Source organism: Sinorhizobium numidicum (genome assembly GCF_029892045.1).
Taxonomy (GTDB): Bacteria; Pseudomonadota; Alphaproteobacteria; order Rhizobiales; family Rhizobiaceae; genus Sinorhizobium; species Sinorhizobium numidicum.
On the sequence record NZ_CP120368.1, the window covers coordinates 2366882 to 2390537 of the forward strand.

The 23656-nt window shown below is 63.0% G+C and carries 25 protein-coding genes; 11 read left to right on the top strand and 14 right to left on the bottom strand.

What is annotated here, in order from left to right; all coding sequences use genetic code 11:
* Nucleotides 1–18 precede the first annotated feature (18 nt).
* A complete protein-coding gene (locus PYH37_RS22590; RefSeq protein WP_280733639.1) occupies nucleotides 19–255 on the bottom strand; it encodes a hypothetical protein in 237 nt (78 codons plus the stop codon).
* Between the two features lie 83 nt (nucleotides 256–338).
* Between PYH37_RS22590 and PYH37_RS22595 the strand changes: the two genes are divergently transcribed.
* Nucleotides 339–995 carry a DUF1062 domain-containing protein gene (locus tag PYH37_RS22595; protein ID WP_280733641.1) on the top strand — a complete coding sequence of 219 codons (657 nt, stop codon included), beginning with the start codon at nucleotides 339–341 and terminating at the stop codon, nucleotides 993–995.
* 181 nt (nucleotides 996–1176) lie between these two features.
* Nucleotides 1177–1431 carry a hypothetical protein gene (locus tag PYH37_RS22600; RefSeq protein WP_280733642.1) on the top strand — a complete coding sequence of 85 codons (255 nt, stop codon included), beginning with the start codon at nucleotides 1177–1179 and terminating at the stop codon, nucleotides 1429–1431.
* A gap of 394 nt (nucleotides 1432–1825) precedes the next feature.
* Here PYH37_RS22600 and ilvC read toward each other — a convergent pair whose 3' ends face one another.
* The 4 genes from ilvC to PYH37_RS22620 form a co-directional block, all read right to left on the bottom strand.
* Complete coding sequence (ilvC, locus tag PYH37_RS22605; protein WP_280733643.1) at nucleotides 1826–2845, bottom strand: ketol-acid reductoisomerase; 1020 nt, start codon at nucleotides 2843–2845, stop codon at nucleotides 1826–1828.
* 93 nt (nucleotides 2846–2938) lie between these two features.
* A complete protein-coding gene (locus PYH37_RS22610; protein WP_425336116.1) occupies nucleotides 2939–3628 on the bottom strand; it encodes a TetR/AcrR family transcriptional regulator C-terminal domain-containing protein in 690 nt (229 codons plus the stop codon).
* Nucleotides 3629–3696: 68 nt separating this feature from the next.
* Complete coding sequence (locus PYH37_RS22615) at nucleotides 3697–4707, bottom strand: alpha/beta hydrolase family protein (RefSeq protein WP_280733646.1); 1011 nt, start codon at nucleotides 4705–4707, stop codon at nucleotides 3697–3699.
* Between the two features lie 23 nt (nucleotides 4708–4730).
* Entirely contained in the window at nucleotides 4731–5579 is an 849-nt protein-coding gene (locus PYH37_RS22620; RefSeq protein WP_280733647.1) for a LysR family transcriptional regulator, read from the bottom strand.
* An 83-nt stretch (nucleotides 5580–5662) separates the two neighbouring features.
* Between PYH37_RS22620 and PYH37_RS22625 the strand changes: the two genes are divergently transcribed.
* From PYH37_RS22625 to PYH37_RS22635, 3 genes are all read left to right on the top strand, one after another.
* The gene (locus PYH37_RS22625) at nucleotides 5663–6310 is read left to right on the top strand and encodes an isochorismatase family protein (RefSeq protein WP_280733648.1); all 648 of its coding nucleotides are present in this window, start codon (nucleotides 5663–5665) and stop codon (nucleotides 6308–6310) included.
* Nucleotides 6311–6515: 205 nt separating this feature from the next.
* Nucleotides 6516–7793: an efflux RND transporter periplasmic adaptor subunit gene (locus PYH37_RS22630; protein WP_280733649.1), complete on the top strand. Its 1278-nt coding sequence runs from the start codon at nucleotides 6516–6518 to the stop codon at nucleotides 7791–7793.
* Nucleotides 7794–7801: 8 nt separating this feature from the next.
* Nucleotides 7802–9745, top strand: coding sequence for a MacB family efflux pump subunit (locus tag PYH37_RS22635; RefSeq protein ID WP_280733650.1), 1944 nt, complete (start codon nucleotides 7802–7804; stop codon nucleotides 9743–9745).
* A 125-nt stretch (nucleotides 9746–9870) separates the two neighbouring features.
* Here the strand turns inward: PYH37_RS22635 and PYH37_RS22640 are convergent, their stop codons facing one another.
* Nucleotides 9871–10437, bottom strand: coding sequence for a transglutaminase-like cysteine peptidase (locus PYH37_RS22640; RefSeq protein ID WP_280733651.1), 567 nt, complete (start codon nucleotides 10435–10437; stop codon nucleotides 9871–9873).
* A gap of 434 nt (nucleotides 10438–10871) precedes the next feature.
* On the opposite strand from PYH37_RS22640, the gene PYH37_RS22645 reads away from it, so the two are divergent.
* Both PYH37_RS22645 and PYH37_RS22650 read left to right on the top strand, forming a co-directional pair.
* Complete coding sequence (locus tag PYH37_RS22645) at nucleotides 10872–11561, top strand: hypothetical protein (protein WP_425336117.1); 690 nt, start codon at nucleotides 10872–10874, stop codon at nucleotides 11559–11561.
* Between the two features lie 427 nt (nucleotides 11562–11988).
* Nucleotides 11989–12699 (top strand): thermonuclease family protein, encoded by a 711-nt coding sequence (locus tag PYH37_RS22650; RefSeq protein ID WP_280733653.1) that lies wholly within the window; start codon nucleotides 11989–11991, stop codon nucleotides 12697–12699.
* Between the two features lie 190 nt (nucleotides 12700–12889).
* On the opposite strand, the gene PYH37_RS22655 is transcribed toward PYH37_RS22650, so the two are convergent.
* From PYH37_RS22655 to PYH37_RS22665, 3 genes are all read right to left on the bottom strand, one after another.
* Nucleotides 12890–13795, bottom strand: coding sequence for an aminoglycoside phosphotransferase family protein (locus PYH37_RS22655; RefSeq protein ID WP_280733655.1), 906 nt, complete (start codon nucleotides 13793–13795; stop codon nucleotides 12890–12892).
* 95 nt (nucleotides 13796–13890) lie between these two features.
* Nucleotides 13891–15159 carry an NAD(P)/FAD-dependent oxidoreductase gene (locus tag PYH37_RS22660; protein ID WP_280733657.1) on the bottom strand — a complete coding sequence of 423 codons (1269 nt, stop codon included), beginning with the start codon at nucleotides 15157–15159 and terminating at the stop codon, nucleotides 13891–13893.
* Between the two features lie 110 nt (nucleotides 15160–15269).
* Nucleotides 15270–15734 carry an Lrp/AsnC family transcriptional regulator gene (locus tag PYH37_RS22665; RefSeq protein WP_280733658.1) on the bottom strand — a complete coding sequence of 155 codons (465 nt, stop codon included), beginning with the start codon at nucleotides 15732–15734 and terminating at the stop codon, nucleotides 15270–15272.
* A 223-nt stretch (nucleotides 15735–15957) separates the two neighbouring features.
* Between PYH37_RS22665 and PYH37_RS22670 the strand changes: the two genes are divergently transcribed.
* Nucleotides 15958–16677 (top strand): aspartate/glutamate racemase family protein, encoded by a 720-nt coding sequence (locus PYH37_RS22670; RefSeq protein WP_280733659.1) that lies wholly within the window; start codon nucleotides 15958–15960, stop codon nucleotides 16675–16677.
* 127 nt (nucleotides 16678–16804) lie between these two features.
* Here PYH37_RS22670 and PYH37_RS22675 read toward each other — a convergent pair whose 3' ends face one another.
* Nucleotides 16805–16936 carry a glycine zipper domain-containing protein gene (locus tag PYH37_RS22675; RefSeq protein WP_280733660.1) on the bottom strand — a complete coding sequence of 44 codons (132 nt, stop codon included), beginning with the start codon at nucleotides 16934–16936 and terminating at the stop codon, nucleotides 16805–16807.
* Between the two features lie 38 nt (nucleotides 16937–16974).
* On the bottom strand, nucleotides 16975–17379 hold the full coding sequence (locus PYH37_RS22680; protein WP_280733661.1) for a winged helix-turn-helix transcriptional regulator: 405 nt from the start codon (nucleotides 17377–17379) through the stop codon (nucleotides 16975–16977).
* Nucleotides 17380–17535: 156 nt separating this feature from the next.
* Between PYH37_RS22680 and PYH37_RS22685 the strand changes: the two genes are divergently transcribed.
* Together PYH37_RS22685 and PYH37_RS22690 are read left to right on the top strand one after the other, a co-directional pair.
* Nucleotides 17536–18423 carry an SDR family oxidoreductase gene (locus tag PYH37_RS22685; RefSeq protein ID WP_280733662.1) on the top strand — a complete coding sequence of 296 codons (888 nt, stop codon included), beginning with the start codon at nucleotides 17536–17538 and terminating at the stop codon, nucleotides 18421–18423.
* A gap of 271 nt (nucleotides 18424–18694) precedes the next feature.
* Complete coding sequence (locus tag PYH37_RS22690) at nucleotides 18695–19306, top strand: 2-hydroxychromene-2-carboxylate isomerase (RefSeq protein ID WP_280733663.1); 612 nt, start codon at nucleotides 18695–18697, stop codon at nucleotides 19304–19306.
* A gap of 80 nt (nucleotides 19307–19386) precedes the next feature.
* Here PYH37_RS22690 and PYH37_RS22695 read toward each other — a convergent pair whose 3' ends face one another.
* The 3 genes from PYH37_RS22695 to PYH37_RS22705 all read right to left on the bottom strand — a co-directional run bounded on the left by PYH37_RS22695 (nucleotide 19387) and on the right by PYH37_RS22705 (nucleotide 22374).
* The gene (locus tag PYH37_RS22695) at nucleotides 19387–19812 is read right to left on the bottom strand and encodes a DUF983 domain-containing protein (protein ID WP_280733664.1); all 426 of its coding nucleotides are present in this window, start codon (nucleotides 19810–19812) and stop codon (nucleotides 19387–19389) included.
* A 233-nt stretch (nucleotides 19813–20045) separates the two neighbouring features.
* A complete protein-coding gene (locus PYH37_RS22700) occupies nucleotides 20046–21443 on the bottom strand; it encodes an aminotransferase-like domain-containing protein (RefSeq protein ID WP_280733665.1) in 1398 nt (465 codons plus the stop codon).
* 178 nt (nucleotides 21444–21621) lie between these two features.
* Complete coding sequence (locus PYH37_RS22705) at nucleotides 21622–22374, bottom strand: pyridoxine 5'-phosphate synthase (RefSeq protein ID WP_280733666.1); 753 nt, start codon at nucleotides 22372–22374, stop codon at nucleotides 21622–21624.
* Nucleotides 22375–22584: 210 nt separating this feature from the next.
* On the opposite strand from PYH37_RS22705, the gene PYH37_RS22710 reads away from it, so the two are divergent.
* Nucleotides 22585–23295, top strand: a complete 711-nt coding sequence (locus PYH37_RS22710) for a DUF899 family protein (protein ID WP_280733668.1) — start codon at nucleotides 22585–22587, stop codon at nucleotides 23293–23295.
* The last annotated feature ends 361 nt before the right edge of the window (nucleotides 23296–23656 follow it).

The following is a 23656-nucleotide window of genomic DNA, read 5'->3' on the forward strand; positions in this document are numbered from 1 at the left end:
GTCATTCACATCACGCGCTTAACGCGAGGGCTTTAATTCCTCGCCTTTATCTGGTATCGCTTCGACGCGAAGAGCGTTGCTGCGTCGGGGTTCTATTTTGCCGTCGTAAATTCCGGTCTCATCCATTTTCACCCGTGCGTCGGACAGCAATTGCTGTCCGCGCATGATCATGTTCGTTGGGTGGTGGTCTGAGACCGGTTTGGCATTGTCAGAATGTGCCATGCGCAGCCCATCGCGTCTCAGCTCTTCAGCCACCCGAAACAACGCCACACCGTGTCCCCTGAGGGGATTCTCCGACCGCCGCCTCGGCGAACTTCCGAACGGAAGACCGAGACGGCATGTGCACTCTTCTTCGGGTCCGATGGACCATCATCCCTCGAACTGCCCCCGAGCCGCGGCTCCCTTGCAGCGGTTGCGGAGGCCCAAGGCCCTTCCAATCGAGCGGTAAAATCAGGCTCAATGCCAATGGCAGAAAGCTCGACGCCTGGCTCATCTACAAATGCGCGACCTGCGACCGGACCTGGAACCGGCCGATTTTCGAGCGCCAGAATGTTCGCGACCTCGACCAGGCGACATTGCAAGCGCTGCAATCGAATGATCCCGACTGGATACGCGCCCAGGCGTTCGATCTCGGCGCTCTCCGGTGGAAAACGCAAACTGTTGACGAAACCACCGATGTCGAACTTCGCAAAAGGCTGTTGAGCGAAGAGGACGGCTGGACCGCACTGCGGATCGAACTCGCGGTGCCGCTGACGACCAGCCTGCGCCTCGACCGCCTGCTCGCGCGCGAACTCGGCGTCTCACGCTCGAAGCTTCAAGAGGCCTATGAAGAGAGAAAGCTGCGAACCGATCCACCGCATCGGGGCATCCTGCGCAGGCGGATCAAGGACGGCACGCATGTGACGATCGATCTTTCCACCGAACTCGAAGACCGCTCGAAATGGAGAGCCGCAGTAACCGAAGGAAGCGATCGGGGATGGCTTTTTCGGAAGTGACGGTCAGACTTTTGATGAGCCGGTAGTTGGCCGGCCGGCGTTTGCCGGCCAGCGCTCCTGCCGCACACGTTACACGCGTCTTCTTCAAACCCAACTTACCTTTACGGAACGGAAGCGCTTTTCGGCGGTTTGGACGCCGTACGTGCCAAGGAAAATCTGTCTGAAACTTTGGAGGTTCTCGATGTTGAAAAAGGTGTTGATCGCGGCTGCCATGTCCGGAGCCTTTGCAAGCCCTCTGTTCGCCCAGGCCGATATCGTCTGCGATCAGGCGGCGATGACAAAATTGGAAACCGACGTCGGCCAGATCACGGACGCAATGAAGAAGGACTATGCCGAGAAGGAACTCGCTGCGGCCAAACAGGCCCTGGCGGCGAATGACACGGACACGTGCAAGACGCACATGTCGAACGCCATGAAGGGCAACGACCCGATGTAAATGGCCGGACCGACGGGCTGCGGGGCGATCATTTGGCTTCACCTTCACCGCCTGCCGCAGCCTTCGACGGACGTCCGTCGCCCCCGAGCTACAGCGTAGTGCGTCTTTTCAGACGCACAAAGGTCGCTGTAGAACTTTGAATTGCTGCATGTTTCCTTAAATCGGAACCGATTTAAGGAAACATGCAGCAGGTGCGGCGGGCGCCTCGCGACGACTTGGGAATCGGCCTCCCGCCTCCCGCGAGAACAAGAAAGCCGAGGCAAAGCCCCGGCTCTCTTCATGCGTCGCTACAGCGCCGCGCGTCTTTTTCAGACGCGCAAAAGTCGCTGTAACCCTTTGACTAAATGCCTGATTTTATCCCTAAATCGGCTACGGTTTAAGGAATTATGCAGGCTTAGTTCTTCGCCTTGTCGACCAGCTTGTTCTTGCCGATCCAGGGCATCATGCCGCGGAGCTTGGCGCCCACTTCCTCGATCTGGTGAGCGTCGTTTACGCGGCGGATGCCCTTGAAGCGGGCAGCACCCGAGCGGTACTCCTGCATCCATTCCGAGGTGAACTTGCCGGTCTGGATGTCTTTCAGCACGCGCTTCATCTCGGCCTTGGTTTCTTCGGTGATGATGCGCGGACCGGTGACGTATTCGCCCCACTCGGCCGTGTTCGAGATCGAGTAGTTCATGTTGGCGATGCCGCCTTCATAGATCAGGTCGACGATCAGCTTCACTTCGTGGAGGCACTCGAAATAGGCCATTTCCGGTGCATAACCGGCTTCGACCAGCGTTTCGAAACCGGCGCGGATCAGCTCGACCAGACCGCCGCAGAGAACGACCTGCTCGCCGAAGAGGTCGGTTTCGCACTCTTCCTTGAAGTTGGTTTCGATGATGCCCGAGCGGCCGCCGCCGACGCCGCAGGCGTAGGAGAGCGCGAGATCGAGAGCGTTTCCGGAAGCGTCCTGGTGAACGGCAACGAGGCAGGGAACGCCGCCCCCCTTCTGGTATTCGCCGCGTACCGTATGGCCTGGGCCCTTCGGCGCGATCATCACGACGTCGACCGAAGCCTTCGGCTCGATCAGGCCGAAGTGGACGTTGAGGCCGTGGGCGAAGGCGATCGCCGCGCCATCGCGGATGTTGCCGGCGATCTCTGCCTTGTAGATGTCGGCCTGTAGCTCGTCCGGGGTCGCCATCATCATCAGGTCGGCCCAGGCCGCAGCTTCGGCAACCGTCATCACCTTGAAGCCGTCGGCTTCGGCTTTCTTCGCCGTGGCGGAGCCCGACTTCAGCGCGATGGCGACGTTCTGCGCGCCGGAATCCTTGAGATTCAGCGCATGGGCGCGGCCCTGTGAGCCGTAGCCGATGATGGCGACTTTCTTCGCCTTGATGAGGTTGAGATCGGCATCACGATCGTAATAGACGCGCATTGAATTTTCCTTCCCTTGGCTCGTCTGTTGTTCCCTTGGAAGACCCTAAGCCGCATACCCGGAAGGATTATGCGTCGCTGACAAGGTCCACCGCTACTCTTTCGTGCCGTAGAGCGTAAGAAAGGCATCGACTGCCCGCTCTGCCCTGCGGCTGAATTCCTTCTTCATTCCGCTCGCCTCTTCGCCGAGCAGCATCCGCAAATGCCAGTCGGAGACGACGAGCCCGTAGAGCGCGCCATAGGCCTCCTCCGCATCCTCGAAGGCGAGCAGCCCCGCCTTGCGCCCCGCTTCGAGCAGGGCTGCGGCTCTGCGGCCGATCTGCCGGCGTCCGCGCTCCTGCAACATATGGCCGAGCTTCGAACCCTCGCGGCTCGCCTGGCCGATCGCCAGCCGGTTGAGCGCCAGCGACACGTCGCCCGCAAGCACATCGAGCAGCTCCTTGGCGAAGGCGACCAGATGCCGGCGCAGGCTCGCAGCATTCAGCGCCTCGGCCGAAACGTCGAGCGTCCTGACCTTGCTCGCCTGGAAGCCGATCATCGCCGAAAGCAGCCCGTCGCGATCGCCGAACCACTTGTAGAGACTTTCCTTGGAGCAATTCGCAGCGCGCGCGACGCCCGCCGTCGTCAGCGCCTTCTCGCCGCCGTCGACGAGCAGCCTGAGCGCCTGCTCGAGCACGACTCCCTGACGCTCCGTCAGGCCGCTCTCGGCACTTGCCTCTCTGCTCTCCAAGACGCTCTGCACTCGCTCCGCCGCTCCATCAGTACCGTACGGTACGGTTCGCATGTTCTAGTGCGAAGGCGGAGCAGCGTCAAGTGCGGCCACGAGAATTTTCGGAAGCTGAGAGGATGCTGTTATGACGTGGAGAAAGCACCGAGAGCCAACGCCGCAGTCCGATCATGAATCGAGCGACGATCGACGCCGGGCGCATCAATGCATATCTCAGCCTCATGCTTGCGCCCTGAGTCAGAGCACTCGCACAAAAAGACGTAGTGCCCAACCGTAGGTCCGAGCGGCTCGAAGGCACATCTCGGCAGGTATTCAGTCAGCCATTCGGAACATGGTTCGGACGGTGCTTCGAGGTCCGCTCCCCCGACAGTGATGACGACGGGCACGCGTATCTCTCTGAGACTCTCGGGCGTTAGGCCGCGTACGGTTGGTGCCGGTGCGCAAAGGAGCGCGGCTTTAATCCTGGCGTCCTTGTAGGATAACGACTGCCGCGCCCAGGAGGCGCGGAAGACGGCGCTTGTCTCAAGCAAAGGGCCGATTTTTGTTGCAAGGTCCGGAAATTCCCGCGGGCCGCTGCCCCAAGGCTGATCTCCCGCCCAGTCGAGAAACAGCGAAGTATCCGTGATCGCGCCCAGCAGCGAGAGAACGGTGTAGCCACCGAGCGAAAAGCCTGCCGCAAAGATATGGTCGAGATCGAGCCTTTCCGCAAAAGGCCCCTCGAGGACAATGCGATCCATCAAAACCGTGAGGTCACGCGAACGCTCCCACCAGCACAGGAAGCCTTCCGGGCGGTAGGGTTCCGTAGCCGTGTTGCCGTGGTGATCGACGCCGACTGCCACGAAGCCTTGCCTCGCCAGGCGCTGGCCGAGCCAGCCGAGCCCGGCGGCGGTTCCTCCCGTACCATGCGACAGCGGCACAACCGGATACAGGTCGCGGCGCCCTCCTAGGCGCGCATTGTCTATCACCTCGCCCGCGATGAACGAGGAGCCCGCTTGCGAGTTGGAACGAAAGTCTTTTTCAGCGTCATCGTCAGTTGGATACCATGCCGACCAAGCAATGGGCCGAGAGCCATTGCCGGTCCAGTTCGGCCGGCTGCCGTCCTCTATTTTGCCCTTCGTGAAACCAACTCTAAGCATGGTCTGCCCTCATTGAAGAGACACTACCGCCAGTCGCGCACCGCGGCCTCTATGAACGTCGCCACCGCCGCGACGCTCGGCACGCGTGCCCTTTCGGGATGGATCATCAGATAGACCGGACGATCCGCTACGCCTGCCGGTTCGTCTACGACCTCATACCGGGGATCTCGCCTTGCGGACAACTCGGGCAACATGACCTCGGCGCCGAGCGCGAGCGCTGCCTCGATCAGGATTTCCAGCTTGTCGGCGGTCAACGCTGCCCGCGCGTTCGGCCTTGCCCGGTCGAGCGCCAGCATTTCGGGGAGATGCGCAAGGGCGGCACCGTAGCGCACGACGGGATGTTCGCCCGACGGCAGTCCCGCCGGCCGGCAGAGGCGAAAGCGGATATCTCCCAGTCTCTTGATCCGCGTCGAATCCTCAGCCGTTCGGCCCAGACGAACCGCGATGTCGGTCTCCCGCCGCTCAAAGCTCAGTGGCTGATCGTCCGCCACCAGATCGAGCGTGATACCGGGATGGCTGCGTTCGAGTCCGCCGAGCGCCGGCGCAAGAATGCGGGCGAGCACGAAGCCGACGCTGGTCACGCGCACATGGCCCTTCAGTTCCGCCGTTGCCCGCCTCAACGCCGCCATCGACAGCGCCGCCTCCTCCGATATCGTTCGCAGCCGGTCGAGCACCCTCGCGAGGATCGGCGTCGGCGCAAGCCGCCCGCCGATCCGGTCGAACAGAGCCGCGCCGATCCGCCGCTCCAATGCCGCAAGGCGGCGGGCGGCCGTCGTCTGGTCGACCCCGAGCGAGCGTGCGGCCGCGCTCAGCGTCCTACCGCGAACGATATGGTCGAGCAATTCAAGATCGCCCCAGCTCTCTGCATTCATGCAGGCTCATCTCCGAAAAATTCGGATTAATCTGCGCCGGCGCAATGCATAAGGTCAAGGCTCCTGTCACCTATGGAGTTCCCATGACGACCACCACCCTCTCCGCGACCACTGCTGCGACATACCCGGCCACCCTCTTTTCCCTCGCCGGCCGCGAACCGGTACCGCCGGCACTTTCCGAGGCGACGCTGATCCTTATCGACTACCAGAACGAATATCTCGCGGGGCCGCTCGCGCTCGTCGGCGCGGAGGCTGCCGTCGAGCGTGCCCGCGCCCTGCTCGCCGCCGCCCGGCGGGCCGGAACGAGGATCGTCCACGTCGCCCATAAGGGCGCCCCCGGTAGCTTCTTCGACCGCGCCGCCGAAAGGGGCGCCTTCATCGATACGCTCGCGCCGCTTCCAACCGAAGCGATCGTCGAAAAGCCGCGCCCGAATGCCTTCTCCGGCACCGCACTTGCCGATCTCGTCGGCCCCCCTGGCGCAAAGATCGCCGGCGCGAAGATCATCATCGCCGGTTTCATGACACACAATTGCGTATCCTCGACGGCGCGTGCAGCACTCGATCTCGGCTATGAGATCACCATCGCCGGCGACGCCTGCGCCACCCGCGACCTGCCGTTTGCGACGGGCATCGTCAGCGCGCGCGACCTGCACGTGGCGGAACTCGCAGCACTCGCCGATCGCCATGCCTGTGTCACCGATGTCGCGGCGCTCATCGAGCCGCGCCGCTGATTTCGATCGTGCGCTCCGGGGGCGGGACCTAAGCTGCTGGCCGAAATAGGCTTTCCGCCTCGGGCGGAGCCCGCCACACCGTCCTGCCGTGCCCTCCCCGGCGCACATTACAAAAATATAATGATCTCAATGCTTTTCGCCGGTCGCGTTCACCTTTATTTTAATGACACGCATCGCCCGATCGGGGAGCAAGCTGAGCACGCGCATGGGAAAAACGGCCCAGACGAGGGAAGACGTGACGGCGCGCAGTTTGGCGCCGCCCAATGTGACCGTCATTCCTGCGCCGGCGCCGCCTCGAAAGAGGCGCCGCTCGCGCCTTTGGGTCGCCGCCCCCGTCATCCTCGCCGTCCTCGGCGGAGGCTATTACGCCTGGAGCCAATACGGCTCGCAGCCGGCCGCGACGATGATCACGGAGGTCGTCACGCGCGCCGATATCGAAAGCAGCGTGACTGCCGTCGGCACTCTCCACGCGATCAAATCCGTCGACGCCGGCGCTCAGGTGTCTGGTCAGTTAAAGTCGCTGCATGTCCAGATCGGCGAGAAGGTCGAGCAGAATCAGCTTGTCGCCGAGATCGATCCGGCCACCATCGAGAACAGGATCGAGATCGACCAGGCCGAACTCGCCAATCTCGAGGCGCAGCTCGTGTCGAAAAAGGCGCAGCTCGTTCTGAAACAGGCGAATATCGAGCGTCAGCGCAATCTGGTCGCCAGCAACAGCGTCTCGCAATCGACGCTTGAGCAGGCCGTGGCCGACCATGTGGCGGCGAGCGCCGACGTGCACGCGATCGAGGCGCAGATCCGCAAGCAGCAGGCGGCGCTTGCCGGCGACAAGGTCGATCTCGGCTACACCAAGATCTATGCGCCGATGGCCGGCACGATCGTCGCCAACCCTGCCAAGGAAGGCCAGACGCTCAACGCCAATCAGACCGCGCCGACGATCGTCACCATTGCCGATCTTTCGACGATGACGGTCAAGGCCCAGGTCTCCGAGGCCGATGTCGGCAAGCTGAAGATCGGCATGGACGCCTATTTCTCCCTCCTCGGTCAGCCGGGCAGACGCTTCACCGGCAAGTTGCGCCAGATCGAGCCGATGCCGGACACGGCAAACAACGTCGTCCTCTATTACGCCCTCTTCGATGTTCCGAACCCGACCGGCGAACTGATGATGTCGATGAGCGCGCAGGTCTTCTTCGTTCAAGCCGCCGCCAAGAACGTGCTCGTCGTCCCGAGCGCAGCGATCAAAACCAGTGGCGAGCGCGCGCCGGGCACACCGGCGAAAACGGAAGTGACGGTCGTGACGCCTTCGGGCGCGACGGAAACCCGTGAGGTCGAGGTCGGTATCCGCAACCGCGTCAGCGCCGAAATCGTCAACGGCCTCGAGGAAGGCGAGCGCGTCGTCGTCGATACGGCCTCGGCTTCCACCGGCAACAGCGTGCGAAACACCCGCTCACTCCGCGGCCTGCGCATGCCGCGGATGTTCTGAGCACGCCGATGGCCGCCCTCATCTCGCTCAAGGATCTCAGCAAGACATTTTTCAACGGCGATCTTGCGGTCGAGGTCTTGCACAATATCTCGCTCGACATAGAGGCCGGCGAATTCGTCGCGATCATCGGCCAGTCCGGCTCGGGCAAATCGACGCTGATGAACATTCTCGGCTGCCTCGATCAGCCGACCTCGGGCGACTACCTGATCGACGGCGAAAACGTCGCCGGTTTTAATGGCAACGAGCTCGCGGCGCTGCGCCGCCGCACCTTCGGCTTCGTCTTCCAGGCCTACAATCTGATCCCGACCGCGAGCGCGCAGGAGAACGTCGAAGTGCCCGCGGTCTATGCCGGCGTGTCCGCACAGGACCGGCATGAGCGCGCGCAGGCGCTTCTCGAATCCCTGAAGCTCGGCGACCGGCTCGATCATCGGCCAAGCCAGCTTTCCGGCGGCCAGCAGCAGCGCGTCTCGATTGCACGCGCCCTGATGAACGGCGGCCGCGTCATCCTTGCCGACGAGCCGACCGGCGCGCTCGACAGCCAGAGCGGCGAGGAGGTGTTGGCGCTCCTGCGCGAAATGAACGAGGACGGCCACACGGTGATCGTGATCACCCACTCGCGGGAGGTCGCCGAACAGGCTGACCGGCTGATCGAGATCCGCGACGGGCGCATCATTGCCGACCGCACGAAGAAGGGCCGCGCCAATCCGGACGCGGCGGTCGGCCTCGCCCAGCGCACGCGCGAGGGTTTCGCCGCGATTGCGGATGTCTCCGAAGCGGTGAAGATGGCGATGCGGGCGCTGCGCGCCAATCTCTTCCGCACGATCCTGACGCTGCTCGGCATCGTCATCGGCGTCGGCTCGGTCGTCGCCATGCTGGCGATCGGCACCGGTGCGCAGGATTTCGTGCTCAGCCGCATTTCCTCGATGGGCTCAGATCTTCTGCTGGTGCGCCCGAGCATGGCCAATTTCCGCGGCAGCGCGGGAGGAAGCAACGTGACGCTGGTGCCCGCCGATGCCGACGCAATTCTCGGAGTGCCGAATGTCGCCTTCGCCGTGCCGGAAATGACCACGACGGTGACGCTCCGGCGCGGCAATATCGACTATCAGACGACGGCCAACGGCACGGCGCCGCAATTCACCGAGGCGAAATCCTGGAGCATCGGCCGCGGCGAGTTCATTAACCGCAACGACATGGAAGGCTATGCGCCCGTCGCCGTTCTCGGCCAGACCGTGGTCAAAACCCTGTTTGCGGACGGCTCCGATCCGATCGGCCAATACGTCCTCGTCAACAAGATCCCCTTCCAGGTGATCGGCGTTATGAGCGAAAAGGGCGCGACCGCCGGCGGCAACGATCAGGACGACGTCGTGCTCGTGCCGCTCACCACAGGCAGCATGCGCATCTTCGGCCAGCGCAATATCCGCACCATCACCATCAAGGTCGAGGACGCCTCGGCGATCGACCTGACGCAGGAGCGGATACAGGCGTTGCTCAACGAACGCCACAAGAGGGAGGATACGCAGATCACCAACATGTCGTCGGTGCGCGAGGCCTTCACCGACACATCGAACACGTTGAAACTCTTCCTCGGCTCGGTCGCGGCGATTTCGCTGCTGGTCGGCGGCATCGGCGTCATGAACATCATGCTGGTGAGTGTCAGCGAGCGAACCCGCGAGATCGGCGTGCGCATGGCGACAGGAGCCCGCCAGCGCGACATCCTCGTTCAGTTCCTCGTGGAGGCGCTGGTCGTCTCTGCGATCGGCGGCGCGATCGGTGTCATTGCGGGCCTCGGAACCGGCGCTCTCGCAAAGTCCTTCGGCATGCCGGTGAGCTTCACTGGCGGGCCGGTGGCCCTCGCCTTTGCCTGCGCATTCCTCACGGGCTTGCTCTTCGGCTACCTGCCCGCCAGAAACGCGTCGCGGCTGCAGCCGGCGGTGGCGCTGAGCGCCGACTAGAGCGGGATGAGGAAAAGTGCGCGCGGCTTCCCGCCCGCGTCCCGCTCTATTTATTAGAAACGATCACGTGACGTGGGCGCGAACGCACGCTACAGCGCCGTCCGCTCGAGGCGGGACGGCGGCCCTCAGATTTCCAGCGCGCCCTCGATCAGTTCCCAGCGCTTGCCGTTCGACTGCGACTGGCGTGCGAAATAGTTATAGGGCGTGCGGGACCAGTCCCTGACGGAATTGGTCAGATTGTCCAGCACGAGGTCGCCTTCACTGGTGCGGACAGTGAGCACGGTGTGGCCCTCCCCACGATAGCGGGCAACCGTCAGCAACAGTGCGGAAGCCGGCCAGCCGCGCTTCAGGAGCTCGCGCTTTTTGAGAATCGCGAAATCCTCGCAGTCTCCATAGGCCGTCGGTACGCGCCAGTCGTCGTCTCTGCCGACGGTAACCAGGTCGCTGCGCTCCTTGATGCGCGCATTAACGGTGCTGTTGACCTGCTTGAGCTCGCTGATCTTCTCCGGACGCAGGGCGACCGTCTTCTTGCCACCGCCCGTGCTGCACAATGTTGGTTCGCGGACACAGAATGAAGCGAAAGCCGGCGGCGCGAACGCCTTGCCGGCAGTCTTCATGGTTGTACCCGCATGCGCGGCGCCAGGGGCCGCAATAAGCAACAAAAAGACTGTCCGCGCGATGAAGCGTTTCATGAGATTCCCCCGATGGTGGGCTTAAAGTCCCCGATCCGACGTAAAGACTAACTAGTACGGATTAATCCGGGGTTGATTAGCTCTAAATAGGGCATTGTTGTGGCGTTCTACTAATATTTCGTAAATTGACCACCTATAATTTTAAGTAGATCATCGAAATATTTCCTAAGTTTATATTCTTATGGAGTTGATCAATGAAAAGTATTAATAAATCAATCTTCAGAACCTTCTTCATTCTCTCGACGGCATCGATAGCAGCCGTGGTCGTTACGCCGGACGCAAAGGCAGTACAGCGTCAGCGCTTGACTGCGGCTCAATGCAGTCCCTTGACGCAAAACAACTTTGCAGCGTGCTGCGTTGCAATAAATCGTATGACAATTCTCACCCCTGCACAGATCAAAATGTGTCCGCCGCTGACAACGGCGACCATAGGCGTGACCGTTGGCATACGTGATCGCAGTGATTCCACCGCCACTCGAGGCGGCGGTCGCGGCGGCAACAACGGCAACAACAGCAACAACGGCGGCGGTGGCGGCGGTGGCGGCGGCGGCGGTGGTGGTGGCGGCGGTAGTGGCGGCGGCGGTGGCGGTGGCGGTGGCGGCGGCGGTGGCGGTGGTGGTGGCGGCGGCGGCGGTGGCGGCGGCGGTGGCGGCGGCGGCGGCGACAATGGCGGCGGTGGCGGCGGTGGCGGCGGCGGCGGTGACAATGGCGGCGGCGGCGACAATGGTGGTGGCGGCGGTGGCGGCGGCGGTGGCGACAATGGCGGTGGCGGCGGTGGCGGCGGTGACAATGGCGGCGGCGGCGGCGACAATGGTGGTGGCGGCGGTGGCGGCGGCGGTGGCGACAATGGCGGTGGCGGCGGTGGCGGCGGTGGCGGTGGCGGCGGTGGCGGCGGTGGCGGCGGCGACGATGGCAGCAGCGGTGGCGGCGACAGTGGCGGCGGCGGCGACAATGGCGGTGGCGGCGGCGACAGTGGCGGCGGCGGTGACAATGGCGGCGGCGGCGGCGACAGTGGCGGCGGCGGCGACAGTGGCGGCAGCGGTGGCAGCGACAGTGGCGGCAGCGGCGATGGCGATAGCGGCTCCAGGGGCGACGGCGGCAAGGGTGGCGATCGTCGTGATTGAAGCCAAAGCGGAATAGAAACTCAGAAACTACCAAGCTGCTTATTCAAGTCATGCACCGGAGCAGCAATCTGGAGGGCGGTCCCGCAGGCACCGCCCTCTCCTTTGTGGACGTTGCTCCGTAACCCCTCATGATTCCTTCGGAACCGTCTGAAAAGACGCACGGCGCTCGAGGAGCAACTCGGAACTATAGCGCCGTGCGTCTTTTCCGACGCACAAATGGTCGCTGTAGCACTTTGAATTGCTGCATGTTTTTACCCTTAAATCGGTTCCGGTTTAAGGAAGCATGCAGTAACGGCGCCGCTCGTCTCCGCTTCGGCGCCCTCGTTGGCGCGAGCGAAATACCCCGCAACGGACGAGATGGCAACGCTGACAACTTTTCAGCAACTCCTCGCCCCGATAATGCCCTCGCAATCGAGGACCGAATCGGATGGCCAAAGGCAGCACAAAGAGACGAAAGCGCAGCACGAGCCGGAAGGCTAGTCGGGGCGGCATGGCCCCGTGGTATCTGGCCGCCGCCGTCATTGTCGGCGGTATTGTCGCCTATGATCACCGGGGGCAAATCCACCATCTGCCCGGCGCGCCGGAAGTGATGGCGCTGCTTTCTCCGGCAGAGAAAGAGAAGAAGGTAAGAGCCGTGAGTGTGCCCGTCCGTCCGAGGGAACATACGGGCTCAATCGCGAGAAAGCCCGCCTTGGCTCCACCGGCACCCATCGAACGGCCGATGGACCAGCCGGCGGAGCAACCGGCCGCGCGGCTCGCCGACAGCAGCACCTTTTATTTCTGCGGCATTCGTCACGACAATTGCGTGATCGACGGCGACACTTTCCTCTTCAACGGCGAAAGAATCCTCATCGCCGATATCGACGCGCCCGAAACCAAGCGGGCGAAATGCGACGAGGAGCGCTCGCGCGGCTCCTACGCCAAGACCCGGCTTCGGGAACTGCTGAACGCCGGCAAGTTCACCCTCGTTGCATCAAAGGACAGAGCGGGTGACGACGAAGCCGGCAAACCGCGCCTCGTCGTGAGAGACGGACGATCGCTCGGCGATGTCCTCGTCGCAGAGGGTCTCGTGAGAAAACGGATCGGCCGGCCCTTCTCGTGGTGCGGTCGGTCCACTACGGCGCCACGCGTCTATTGAGACGCGCAAAGGCCGCTGTAAGTCGGTTCCGATCTACTGCATGGTTCCTTAAGTCGGAACCGATCTAAGGTAAAACCATGTAGCAGTTTACAGTGTTACAGCGACCTTTATGCGTCTGAAAAGACGCGCGGCACTGGAAGGAATTATGCAGGCCCGCGTCTCGGATTAACCCGTGTGGCAGGAATCGTTCTCAGCCGTGGCTCGCGTGATCGGCAAGCACCTCCCCGATCACCCGACGCGATTTTTCCACTTCGAGCGGATCGGTGCCCGGCATTTCGCCGGCGACGATCAGCGCCTTCCACAAAGTCCAGCCGCGGCCACGCGCCCAGCTTGCCCTGTCGAGAGGAAGCGATGCGCGAAATGCCTCCCGGCTCCCTCCCTTGAACATCGTCCAGGCGATCGACAGGTCGCAAGCCGGATCGCCGACAGCCGATGTGCCGAAGTCGATGACCGCATTCAGGCGGCCGTTTTCGACCAGAAGGTTGCCGGAGCTGACATCGCCGTGGAACCAGACGGGGGAGCCGGTCCATGTCGCGGCAAGCGCCGCCTCCCACACGGCACGCGCCGCATCGGTATCGATCTTGCCCTCGAGCGCCTCGAGAGCCCAGCGGGTCTCATGGTCGTAGACCGTCAACGATCCGCCGCGGAAGAAATTGTGCACGCCCGGCGGCGGCCCGCCATCCGCGTCGATCCGCTGCAGTGCGGCCAGGAATTCGGCAAGCGTCGTGGCAAACGCTGTCAGGTCGGCGACAGGCGCATGCGTCGCGATCTCGCCTTCGCGCCATTGGTAGACCGACCAATGCCAGGGATAATCCTCGTCCGGGCGGCCCATCGCCAGCGGAACGGGAATGGGAAGCGGCAGAAGTGGCGCGAGTTGCGGCAGCCAGCGCTGTTCCTTTTCCACCTGTAGCGCATAGGAGGCAGCGCTCGGCAGCCGCACGGTCATCCGTTCGCCGAGATGAAAGGTCCTGTTATCCCAGCCGCCGAACTTGACCGGCTTCACGGGCAGCTCCGCCCATTGCGGAAACTGCGCGGCAATCAACCGCCTAACGAGAGGCGTGTCGATATCGAGCTTGGTGGAGGATAGCGGGGGCATCACAACAATCGCTTTTCCAGTGCGGATCGCGCCGAGCTTGCACCAGAAACCTCAATTCGTGCAACCGCACCGATTATTTACGAGAGCAATCGTCTCTATCCTTCGACGCGCATCGTCTCCTTCTGCGTGATCAGGCGGGCGCTGTGCTGGCCGCTCAAATAGGTCCAAAGCCAGCTCCAGGCGACCGCGAAACGGCTGCGGGTGCCGATCAGGAAGTAGATATGGGCGATGCCCCAGATCCACCAGGCAAGCCCGCCCTTGAGCTTCACCCTGCCGAAATCGATGATTGCCGCACGCTTGCCGATGGTCGCAAGGCTTCCCTGGTGGCGATAGCGGAATGCTCCCGGTGCCGGCCTGCCCGCAAGCCGCGCGCGGATCACCCGGGCGACGAAGGCGCCCTGCTGCTTGGCGGCGGGGGCGATGCCGGGGACCGGTTTGCCGTCCTCCTGTTTGACCGAGGCGGTGTCGCCGATGACGAAGGTTTCCGGATGGCCCGGCGCCGTCAGGTCTTTCTCCACCAGCGCGCGGCCGGCACGATCCGCCTCGATGCCGAGCCATCTGGCGGCGGGCGAAGCCTGGACGCCGGCCGCCCAGACGAGCGTGCAACTTGGCAAGAAAGCGTCGCCGATTGCCACGCCCGCCTCGGTGCAATCGGTGACGGGCGTTCCCGTCAGCACTTCGACGCCAAGCTTTTCCAGCTCGCGGTGGGCATAGGCGGAAAGCGCTTCGGTGAAGGCGGGAAGGATGCGCGGTCCCGCCTCGACGAGCACGACCCGCGCCTTGCGTGTGTCGATCCGGCGGAACTCGTCCGGCAGCGTGCGATGCGCCATTTCGGCGATGATGCCGGCAAGCTCGACCCCGGTCGGCCCCGCCCCGATCACCGTGAACGTCAGCAGCGCGTCACGCTTGGCCGGGTCTTCTTCCAGCTCCGCCTGCTCGAAGGCGAGCAGCACGCGGCGGCGAATGGTCGTCGCATCCTCCAGCGTCTTTAGCCCCGGCGCCACTGGCGCCCATTCGTCATGGCCGAAATAGGCATGCGTTGCGCCGGTCGCCAGCACCAGCGTGTCATAAGCAATCGCTCGGCCGTTCGTCAGCGTCACGGTCTTAATGGCCGTGTCGACGCCCATGACTTCGCCAAGCAGCGTCGTCACCTCCGGCCGGTCGCGATAGAGATTGCGAATCGGCCAGGCGATTTCGGAGGTCGCGAGGATCGTGGTGGCGACCTGATAGAGCAGCGGCTGGAAAAGATGGTGGTTGCGCCGGTCGATCAGCGTCACCCGGACCGGTGCACCCTTGAGATCGTTGACGAGCTGCAGCCCGCCAAATCCGCCACCGACAACGACGACATGATGTTTTTCCTGCATCGCTTTCCGCCTTGTTCGTTGAGGAGAACTGTCTGCTTCGACCGCGCCGTGGGCAAGCGCTCCTTCGGCATGGCTGCGTTGCGTTTGCGCAGACTTCTACGGATCGCGCTTTACTCCGCGTAGCCGACCGGCACCGCCGTGCCGCTTTTCAAGACCTCCATCGAGATCGAGGCGGAAACGTCGAAAAGCTCCACCTTGCGCACGATCTGCTTATAGACCACGTCATAATGCTCGACCCGCGGCAGAACGACCTTGACGATATAGTCGTAATTGCCGGTCAGCCGATGCGCTTCGACGATCTCCGGAATGTCGCTGATCGCGCGGCGGAATTTTTCGATCCACTCATCAGAGTGGTGCGCGGTCTTGATGAGCGCGAAGACCGTTGTCGGCACCCCCATCTTCTCCCGGTCGAGCACGACGATGCGCCGCGCGACGTAACCCGCCTCCTCCAGCCGCTGAATGCGCCGTGAACAGGCCGAAAGCGACAGGTTCACACGCTCGGCCAGATCGCTCATCGCCACGCTCGCATCCTCTTGAAGAAGCGTCAGCAGCTTCCGGTCTCTCTCATCCAGCACGCCCGTAACTCCCCGCTAGCTGCCTCACTCGCGCCTTAGGTTTGCATCATTCACCATAAACGTGCAAAACTTTGGCGCAAAGCGCTTCAAACTCACTCATCAAAGCAAACGAATCCGGCGGAAGCCGGGCCATAATCCTATCAATGGAACGGGATCAGAAGGTGGCAACGCGCCTTTCTTCCACAGCGCGCTGACACCTGATCCACAACAAGGGAACGAGACGATGGAAATGCGCAAGATCGGCCTTATCGGCGGCATGAGCTTCGAAAGCTCGGCGGTCTATTATCGGATGGTCAATGAAGCCGTGCGCGAGCGCCTGGGGGCGCTGCATTCGGCGGAAGTGCTGCTGCATTCCGTCGATTTCCAGAAGATCGTCGACCTGCAGAAGGCCGGCCGCTGGGATGAAGCGGCCCGGCGCCTTTCCGATGTCGCCCGCGGGCTCAAGGCCGGCGGAGCTGATTGCGTGCTGATCTGCACCAACACCATGCACCTGATCGCCGATGCGGTCGCGGCTTCGGTCGACGTGCCGCTGATCAACATCATCGACGAGACGGCTCTCCGCCTCAAGGCCGCCGGCCGCCGGCAGCCGCTGCTGCTCGCCACCCGCTATACGATGGAACATGGCTTCTATGCCGAGCGAATGAAGACGCACGGCATCGACCTGATGGTGCCGGACGCCGACGGCCGCACGCTGACCCACAACGTCATCTTCGACGAGCTCTGCGCCGGCAAGGTCTTGGATCGCTCGCGCGAGGCGCTGATCGCGCTGATCGAAAAGGCGAAGGCCGAGGGCGCGGACGCTGTCATTCTGGGCTGCACGGAAATCTGCCTGATCCTCGACCCGACGAATCTACCACTGCCGGGCTTCGATTCCACCGCCATCCACGCCAAGGCCGCGGTCGAGTTCGCGCTTGGCGGCGGGACGGTCAGTCGCGCGGCTTGACCGAACGATAACGCTGACCGCAGGCAAAATAGCGCCCGCGCCGCGGGCGTTCTCAAATGCAATGGCGCGACCGCGGTCGAAATCCCGCGCACGACGCCGGCAGGTCGATGCTGCGGCCGGCCGCGCCCTATCGGCGCTGATACATCAGCCCCATCGCAGCACCGAGAGCAATGCCGATAGTGATCCCGAGTGGAACGTTATCGAGCGCGGATCCTATGGCCGCGCCAACACCGATGCCGATTGCAATACCAATTGCCATGAGCGTCGCGATACCACAGGCATGTGGCGACAATCCGCCTATGGCACCTCGTCATACTCCGCCCGCGCTTTCTGAATCGCCTCGTGGTTTTCGAGCGACCAGTCGACGAAGAGCTTGAGCAGGGTGAGGAACGACCGGCCGAGATCGGTGAGGCTGTATTCGACGCTCGGCGGCTGCGTCGGATAGACGGTGCGGTTCAGATAGCCGTCGCGCTGCAGGTCGCGCAGCGTCTGCGTCAGCATGCGCTGGGAAATGTCGGGGATCAGCCGGCGCAACTGCGAGAAGCGCAAGGGCCCGTCGGCAAGCGACAGGATCATCAGCGAATTCCACTTGCCGCCGATATTGTCCATCACGTCGCGCACCGGACAATTGCCCATGTCCATCGGCACGCCGCAGACGATTGCCACCCGCTTGCCTTTCACAGCGCCCGTCGCCTTGTTCATGGCGGTACCCTTTCCGTAACCACAGCAGAAAAAACTGCCTCCTTTACAGCTCTTAGCAGATTACGGGATAAGAGCAACTCTCAAAAAGAGACCAGCATTCGACGTGAGCCCGCATACGGCGGACGAGGCTGGAAAGCGAAAGTGAAAGGAAAGATCATGTCCGAAACATTGCTCGTGACCGGCGCCGCAGGCCAGCTTGGCAGGCTGGTGCTCGATGCGCTTCTCGCCTCCGGCAAGACCAAGCCGGCCGATATCATCGCCACCAGCCGCGACACCTCAAAGCTCGCCGACTACGCCGCCAAGGGCGTCATCACCCGCGCCGCCGACTTCGACGATCCGGCCTCGCTCGAAAAGGCCTTCGCCGGCGCCGACCGTATCCTCATCATCTCGACCGATGCTCTGGACCAGCCGGGAAAACGCCTGAGGCAGCATCTCAACGCCGTCGCAGCCGCCAGGAAGGCGGGCGCCAAGCACATCCTCTACACCTCGATGCCGAGCCCGGAGACTTCCGTGATCCCCTTCGCTCCCGATCATCTCGAAACGGAGAACGCTATAAAGGCGACCGGCATTCCTTACACGATCCTGAGGAACGGCTGGTACATGGAAAATCTCTTCATGGCGCTACCGCATGCGCTTCACACCGGGCAATGGTTCTCCTCCTCCGGCCAGGGCCGCCTCGCCCACCTCGCCCGCAGCGATGCCGCCGCGGCGGCTGCCGCAGCGCTGCAGTCCGGCTCGACGGAAAGCCGCACCTATACGCTGACCGGTGCTGAACTGCGCTCGACCGAGGAGATCGCTACGCTCGTCGCCGAGGCGACCGGCAAGAAACTCGATGTCGTGCACATCTCCGACGAAGCGCTTGCCGGCGGTCTCGAGGGCGCTGGCCTGCCCGAGTTCCTGATCCCGATCGTCGTCTCCTTCGACAGCAACACCCGCGACGGCCATATCGGCATGGTGACCGCCCACGTAACGGCCTTGACCGGCAAGACCCCCGTCGGTCTCCCCGCCTTCCTCGAGGCGAACAAGGCCGCCCTCATCCAATAATCTGAAGCGAAACAGCGATCGCAAAACGAAGGGCCTGGCGGTGAATGCCGGGCCCTTCTGCTTGTATCGGCTCCTTTGAAGCGTATCATCAATCGGTCCGACGCCCGCATGTTTCCCTAAATCGGCGCCGATTTAAGGATAAAAACATGCAGCAATTCCAAGTGCTACAGCGGCCTTTGTGCGTCTGAAAGAGGCACGGCGGCGCCGGCCGCCCTGTCGCCTCAGGGCACCGCCATCATGGAGATGCACAAGCTCGCTTGGAGGAAAGACGATGATGCCGCCGATCGACTTTTGGTTCTCGATAGGAACCGCCTACACGTATTTTGCCGTCATGCGGCTGCCCGAGATTGCCGCAGAAGCCGAGGTGGAATTTCGCTGGCGTCCCTTCGACATACGCGCAATCATGATCGAGATGAACGATGTCCCATTCGCCAGCCAGCCGGTGAAGGCCGCCTATATGTGGCGCGACCTCGAGCGGCGCGCCGCGAAGGTCGGCTTGCCGCTGAGATTGCCGATCCCTTACCCCCTTGCCGAGTTCGAACAGGCAAACCGCGTCGCGGTGATCGCCGCCAGGGAAGGCTGGTGCCAGCCCTATGCTATAGCCACCTACCGCCGCTGGTTCGTCGACCGGGAACCTGCCGGCAGCGAGCCGAATCTCTCGGCCAGTATCCGGGAAGCGGGGCAGGAGCCCGCCCGTGTCCTGGAACTGGCGAACTCCGAAGGTGGCATTCAGGCCCTTGATGCTGCAACCCGCGAAGCGAAGGAACTCGGCATCTTCGGCTCACCGTCCTTCGTCATCGATGGAGAGCTGTTCTGGGGGTATGATCGCCTGCAGGACGCGATCGACTGGCAGCGCAACCTCGATCACGCGACCCCAGGTTGAGCTTCGGCCCTACAGCGCCGTGCGTCTTGTTTTACCCTTAAGCCGGCGCCGATTGAGGAACATGCAGCAGGGCGCCGCGCTCAAGATTTTGCGATCGTTTTCGGCCCCTCCGGTGCTGGCGCAGCCGACCTTCGGACAACCCTGCCCTCCTCGGCCTTGTAGAAGAACTGGCTTGCGACCAGCCAGCCCTTCAGCGGCCTGAGCGGCGGAATACAGGTTAGCAGCATGAAGGGACCGGTGATGAGCAGATGCACCCAGAGGGGCGCGTTGTATTGCACCTCCAGCCAGACGCCGAGAAGCACGCTTGGCACGCAGGCGAAACAGATGACGAAGAAGGCGGGACCATCGGCGGGGTCGGCGAAGGAATAATCCAATCCGCAGACCTGGCACTCCCGTCGCAATTTCAGGAATCCTTCGAACAGATGTCCCTGGCCGCAACGGGGGCAGCGACCGCGTAACCCCGTCTGTAACGGCGAAAGGGGCGGCCAATCCTGATGTGAAGACATCGTTTTTCCTTTCAGAGGCGTTCGGACACGCATATCCGCAACAATTCGGAACATGCTCTCTTGAGCGCCGCACCTTTTCTCCAAACAGAGGAAAACATACAAAACATACAGCGTCAAATAATTGTATGCATATTCGCCTGCGACAATTGCGCCCGAAGACAGGCCCTGAAAGGCTGAGACCCTGAAAAGCTGGGACTGGCCCTGACGGACAAACCGCCTGCAGTCCTCTCGCCTTAAATTACAAGGTTCAACGCAGCCGGCGACTGAGCGAGCAGGTCGGCAATGACACGGAGGCTGCGCTGCAGCTCGGTCCGCGTCTCCGCGGCGCCGAGACCTAGCCGCACCGCCTCGGGCGGAGCAGAAAGCGCGAAGGCATCGCTTGCGACGACGGCGATTCCGGCTGTCCACAGCCGGGCCGTGAACTCGCCGCGCGCCCACTCAAGCGGCAGCTTGAGCCAGAGGTGAAAGCCCTCGCGATCAGCAAGGAGGTGAGTTGCGGGCAGGCTCTCGGCCGCGATCTGCTGGCGCACGCCGGTTTCGGTGCGAATGGCGGCGAGCACCGCCTCCGCCGTACCATTCTCGATCCAGCACGTGGCAATTGCCGCCGAAAGCGGCGAGGCCATTCCGGCGGTGGCGCGAACCGCGCTCTCGAGGCGAACGGACCTCGTGGAGTCCGGCACGACGAGATAGGCGATCCGAAGCGCCGGCGACAGGCACTTGGCAAGGCCGGCTACGTGATAGACGAGATCGGGGGCAAGCGCGGCGAGCGGCGGCAGCGGGCTCGCCGGCAGCGCGCCATAGGCATCGTCCTCGATGATCGCGACGCCGTGCCTGCGGGCGATTGCCACGATCGCCTCCCGGCGCTCCAGCGGCAGCGTCGCAGAGGTCGGATTGTGAAGCGTCGGATTGCAGTAAAGCGCCTTTGGCCGACGCGCGAGGCAGACCGCCTCGAACGCGTCGGGCAGGAGGCCCTTCTCGTCCATCGCAACGCCGAGGACTTCAATGCCGAGATGGGCGGCAAGTGACCGGAGACCCGGATAGGTCAGCGCCTCGGCGCAGATGCTGCCGCCCCCCGCCGCAAGCACGCTAAGGGTCGCAAGCAGCGCCCCTTGCGCTCCCGGACAGACCAGCACCCGGTCGGCCGGGATATCGCCGAGCCGCGGCTTTAGCCAGTTGGCGCCCGCAACCCTGTCCCGCCGGGCGCCGCCAGCCGCCTGATAGCGCATCAGCAGGCCTAAGCCCTGTTCGTCCTGCAAGGCGCCGATGTCGTCCCACATCCTCGTTGCAAGCGCCGGATCATCGAAAAGCGGCGGCAGGTTCATGCTCATGTCGACGAGCCCGCCCGAGGATGATCCGCCGGCGCTCCCGCGGCGCGCCCTCACATAGGTGCCCTGCCCGACCCGGCCCTCGATCAACCCGCGGCGGCGCGCTTCGTTATAGGCACGGCTGATGGTGGTGAAATCGATGCTGAGTGCAGCCGCAAGCGCCCGCTGCGGCGGCAGGCGTGCTCCATCCTGTAGCCGTCCGGCCGCAATGTCTGCGGCGATCTCGTCGGCGATCGCCAGATAGAGCGGTCCGCTCGCCTTGCGAAGCGCGGGCACCCAGGAAAGGCTCGCGCCATTCTTCTTCATCGACGAATCCCATTTAGGTAATGTATGGATATTGCATGGATGAAGGGGCATCGCAAGCAGCGACGCGCAACGAGTCGGAAGTGCGGGAGCCCGGCCTCTTTCAGCGTTCGCGTGAAATCAAGCCGCGATGTCTCTCATCCGGCCGGGAGGCCTCTTTTCGTTGTTGCCACTTTTGCCCCTACACCGCCTCGCCGCAGGCACGGCGGAAGCGGCGTACCGTTTCGGCCATGCCGTATTCGAGCGCATCGGCCGTCAGGCCATGGCCGATCGAGACTTCGGCAAGCGCCGGGATGTGGCTGGCCAAGAGCGGCAGATTGGCAACCGTCAAGTCATGGCCGGCATTCACGGCAAGGCCGAGCCCGATCGCGATCTCCGCCGTACGTCCGAGTTCGGCGGCGATCCGCTCGGCCTTTTCCTGATCGTCGTAGCAGCCGCCATAGGGCCCGGTGTAAAGCTCGATCCGGTCCGCACCGGTCTCCCTCGCAATCTTGAGCGCTTCCGGGTTCGGATCGCCATCGGCGAAGAGCGATACACGAAAACCCTTTTTCTTGAGCCGTCCGACCACATTGCCGAGCAGATTGTGGTTCTTGCGGAAGTCCCAGCCGTGATCGGAAGTCGCCTGCGCCGGATCGTCCGGCACCAGCGTCACCTGCTCCGGCTCGTGCCGCTCGACAAGCTCCAGAAACGCCTCGTTCGGAAAACCCTCCATATTGAATTCCGCTTCGGGAAATTCATCGTCGATGAGGTCGCGGATCGGCTGGAGGTCGGAAAAGCGGATGTGGCGCTGGTCGGGGCGCGGGTGGACGGTCAGCCCGCTCGCCCCCGCCTGAAGCGCGATGCGGCCGAGACCGGTTACGGACGGCCAGGGAAGGTCGCGCCGGTTGCGCAGCATTGCGACAGCATTGAGATTCACGGACAGTTTTGCCGGCATATCGGAACTTTCGGAGAGGCGGCCCAAGGTTGTACCAAGGAGCGTATCATGACGTTGCCGCAGTTCTACCGCAGATTTTGCAAAACCGGAATCACCCTTGCCGGGTTTTGCTCGGTCGTTTTGACACCGCCGATTTATGTTGATATCAACGTTAATAGTTCACCGAAACAGGATGAGGCGCCAAGCGCCGAAACCGAGAGGAGAGCCATCATGACAACGCAAGCCACACTCACGCCCGCAAAGGAACTGGCGGCAAAGAATCGCGCCCGCTTTCCCAATGAGAGCGCCGAGTATCGACAGGCGCGCAACGCGCTTCTTGCCGAGGAGATCGAACTCAGACGCCACATCGAGCGGGTGGCGGAACGGCGCCGGCAATTGCCGCCGGGCGGTGAAGTGACGAAAGATTACCGGTTCGAAGGCGAAAACGGGCCGGTTGCCCTTGCCGATCTCTTCGGCGACAAGGACACGCTGATCATCTACAGCTACATGTTCGGCCCTGAGCGCGAGAAGCCCTGCCCCATGTGCACCTCACTGATGGCATCCTGGGAAGGCAAGGTGCCGGACATCGAGCAACGCGTGGCGCTTGCCATGGTCGCCCGCTCGCCGATCGAGCGGCTGGTCGCGGCCAAGAAGGCGCGAGGCTGGAGGCAGTTGAAGGTCTACTCCGACAGCGACGGCAGCTTTACGCGCGACTATGTCAGCGCCGACGATGCCGACGTTCCCGCCTACACGGTCTTTACCCGCCGGGACGGCACGATCCGGCATTTCTGGAGCGCCGAAATGAGCAGCGAGATGGCCGATCCCGGACAAGACCCCCGCGACGCGCCGGATCCGGACCCGCTATGGACCCTGCTCGACACCACGCCCGAAGGCCGCGGCGCCAACTGGTATCCAAAACTCGAATATCCCAGCGCCGGCTAGCCTACAGCGCCGTGCGGGTTCCGGTTTAAGGAACCATGCAGTGGCTGGATGGGATCGCGGCAAAGCATTCGCGGTCTGTGGCAAAGCGGTCAATCTCATCAAAGCTTTGTGCTTTAGCGCCTGCCGCCAATCCCCTCTCCTCGCCTGCGGCGAGAGCGGGTTGGCGGCAAGCCGCGCCCCCACCTGCGACGGCGAATGGCGACCCCTCGCCGAATCGATCCAATTTCGCATCTTCTTTAGGAAAAGCTGACATTTTTTGTCTTCAAACCTGACAACCACCATTATTGGGCCTAAGTTTCGAATCAGGTTAAAGTTGCTTATTTTCGAAAACCGTCATTTGTTCCGGCACGCTGCCGCATCT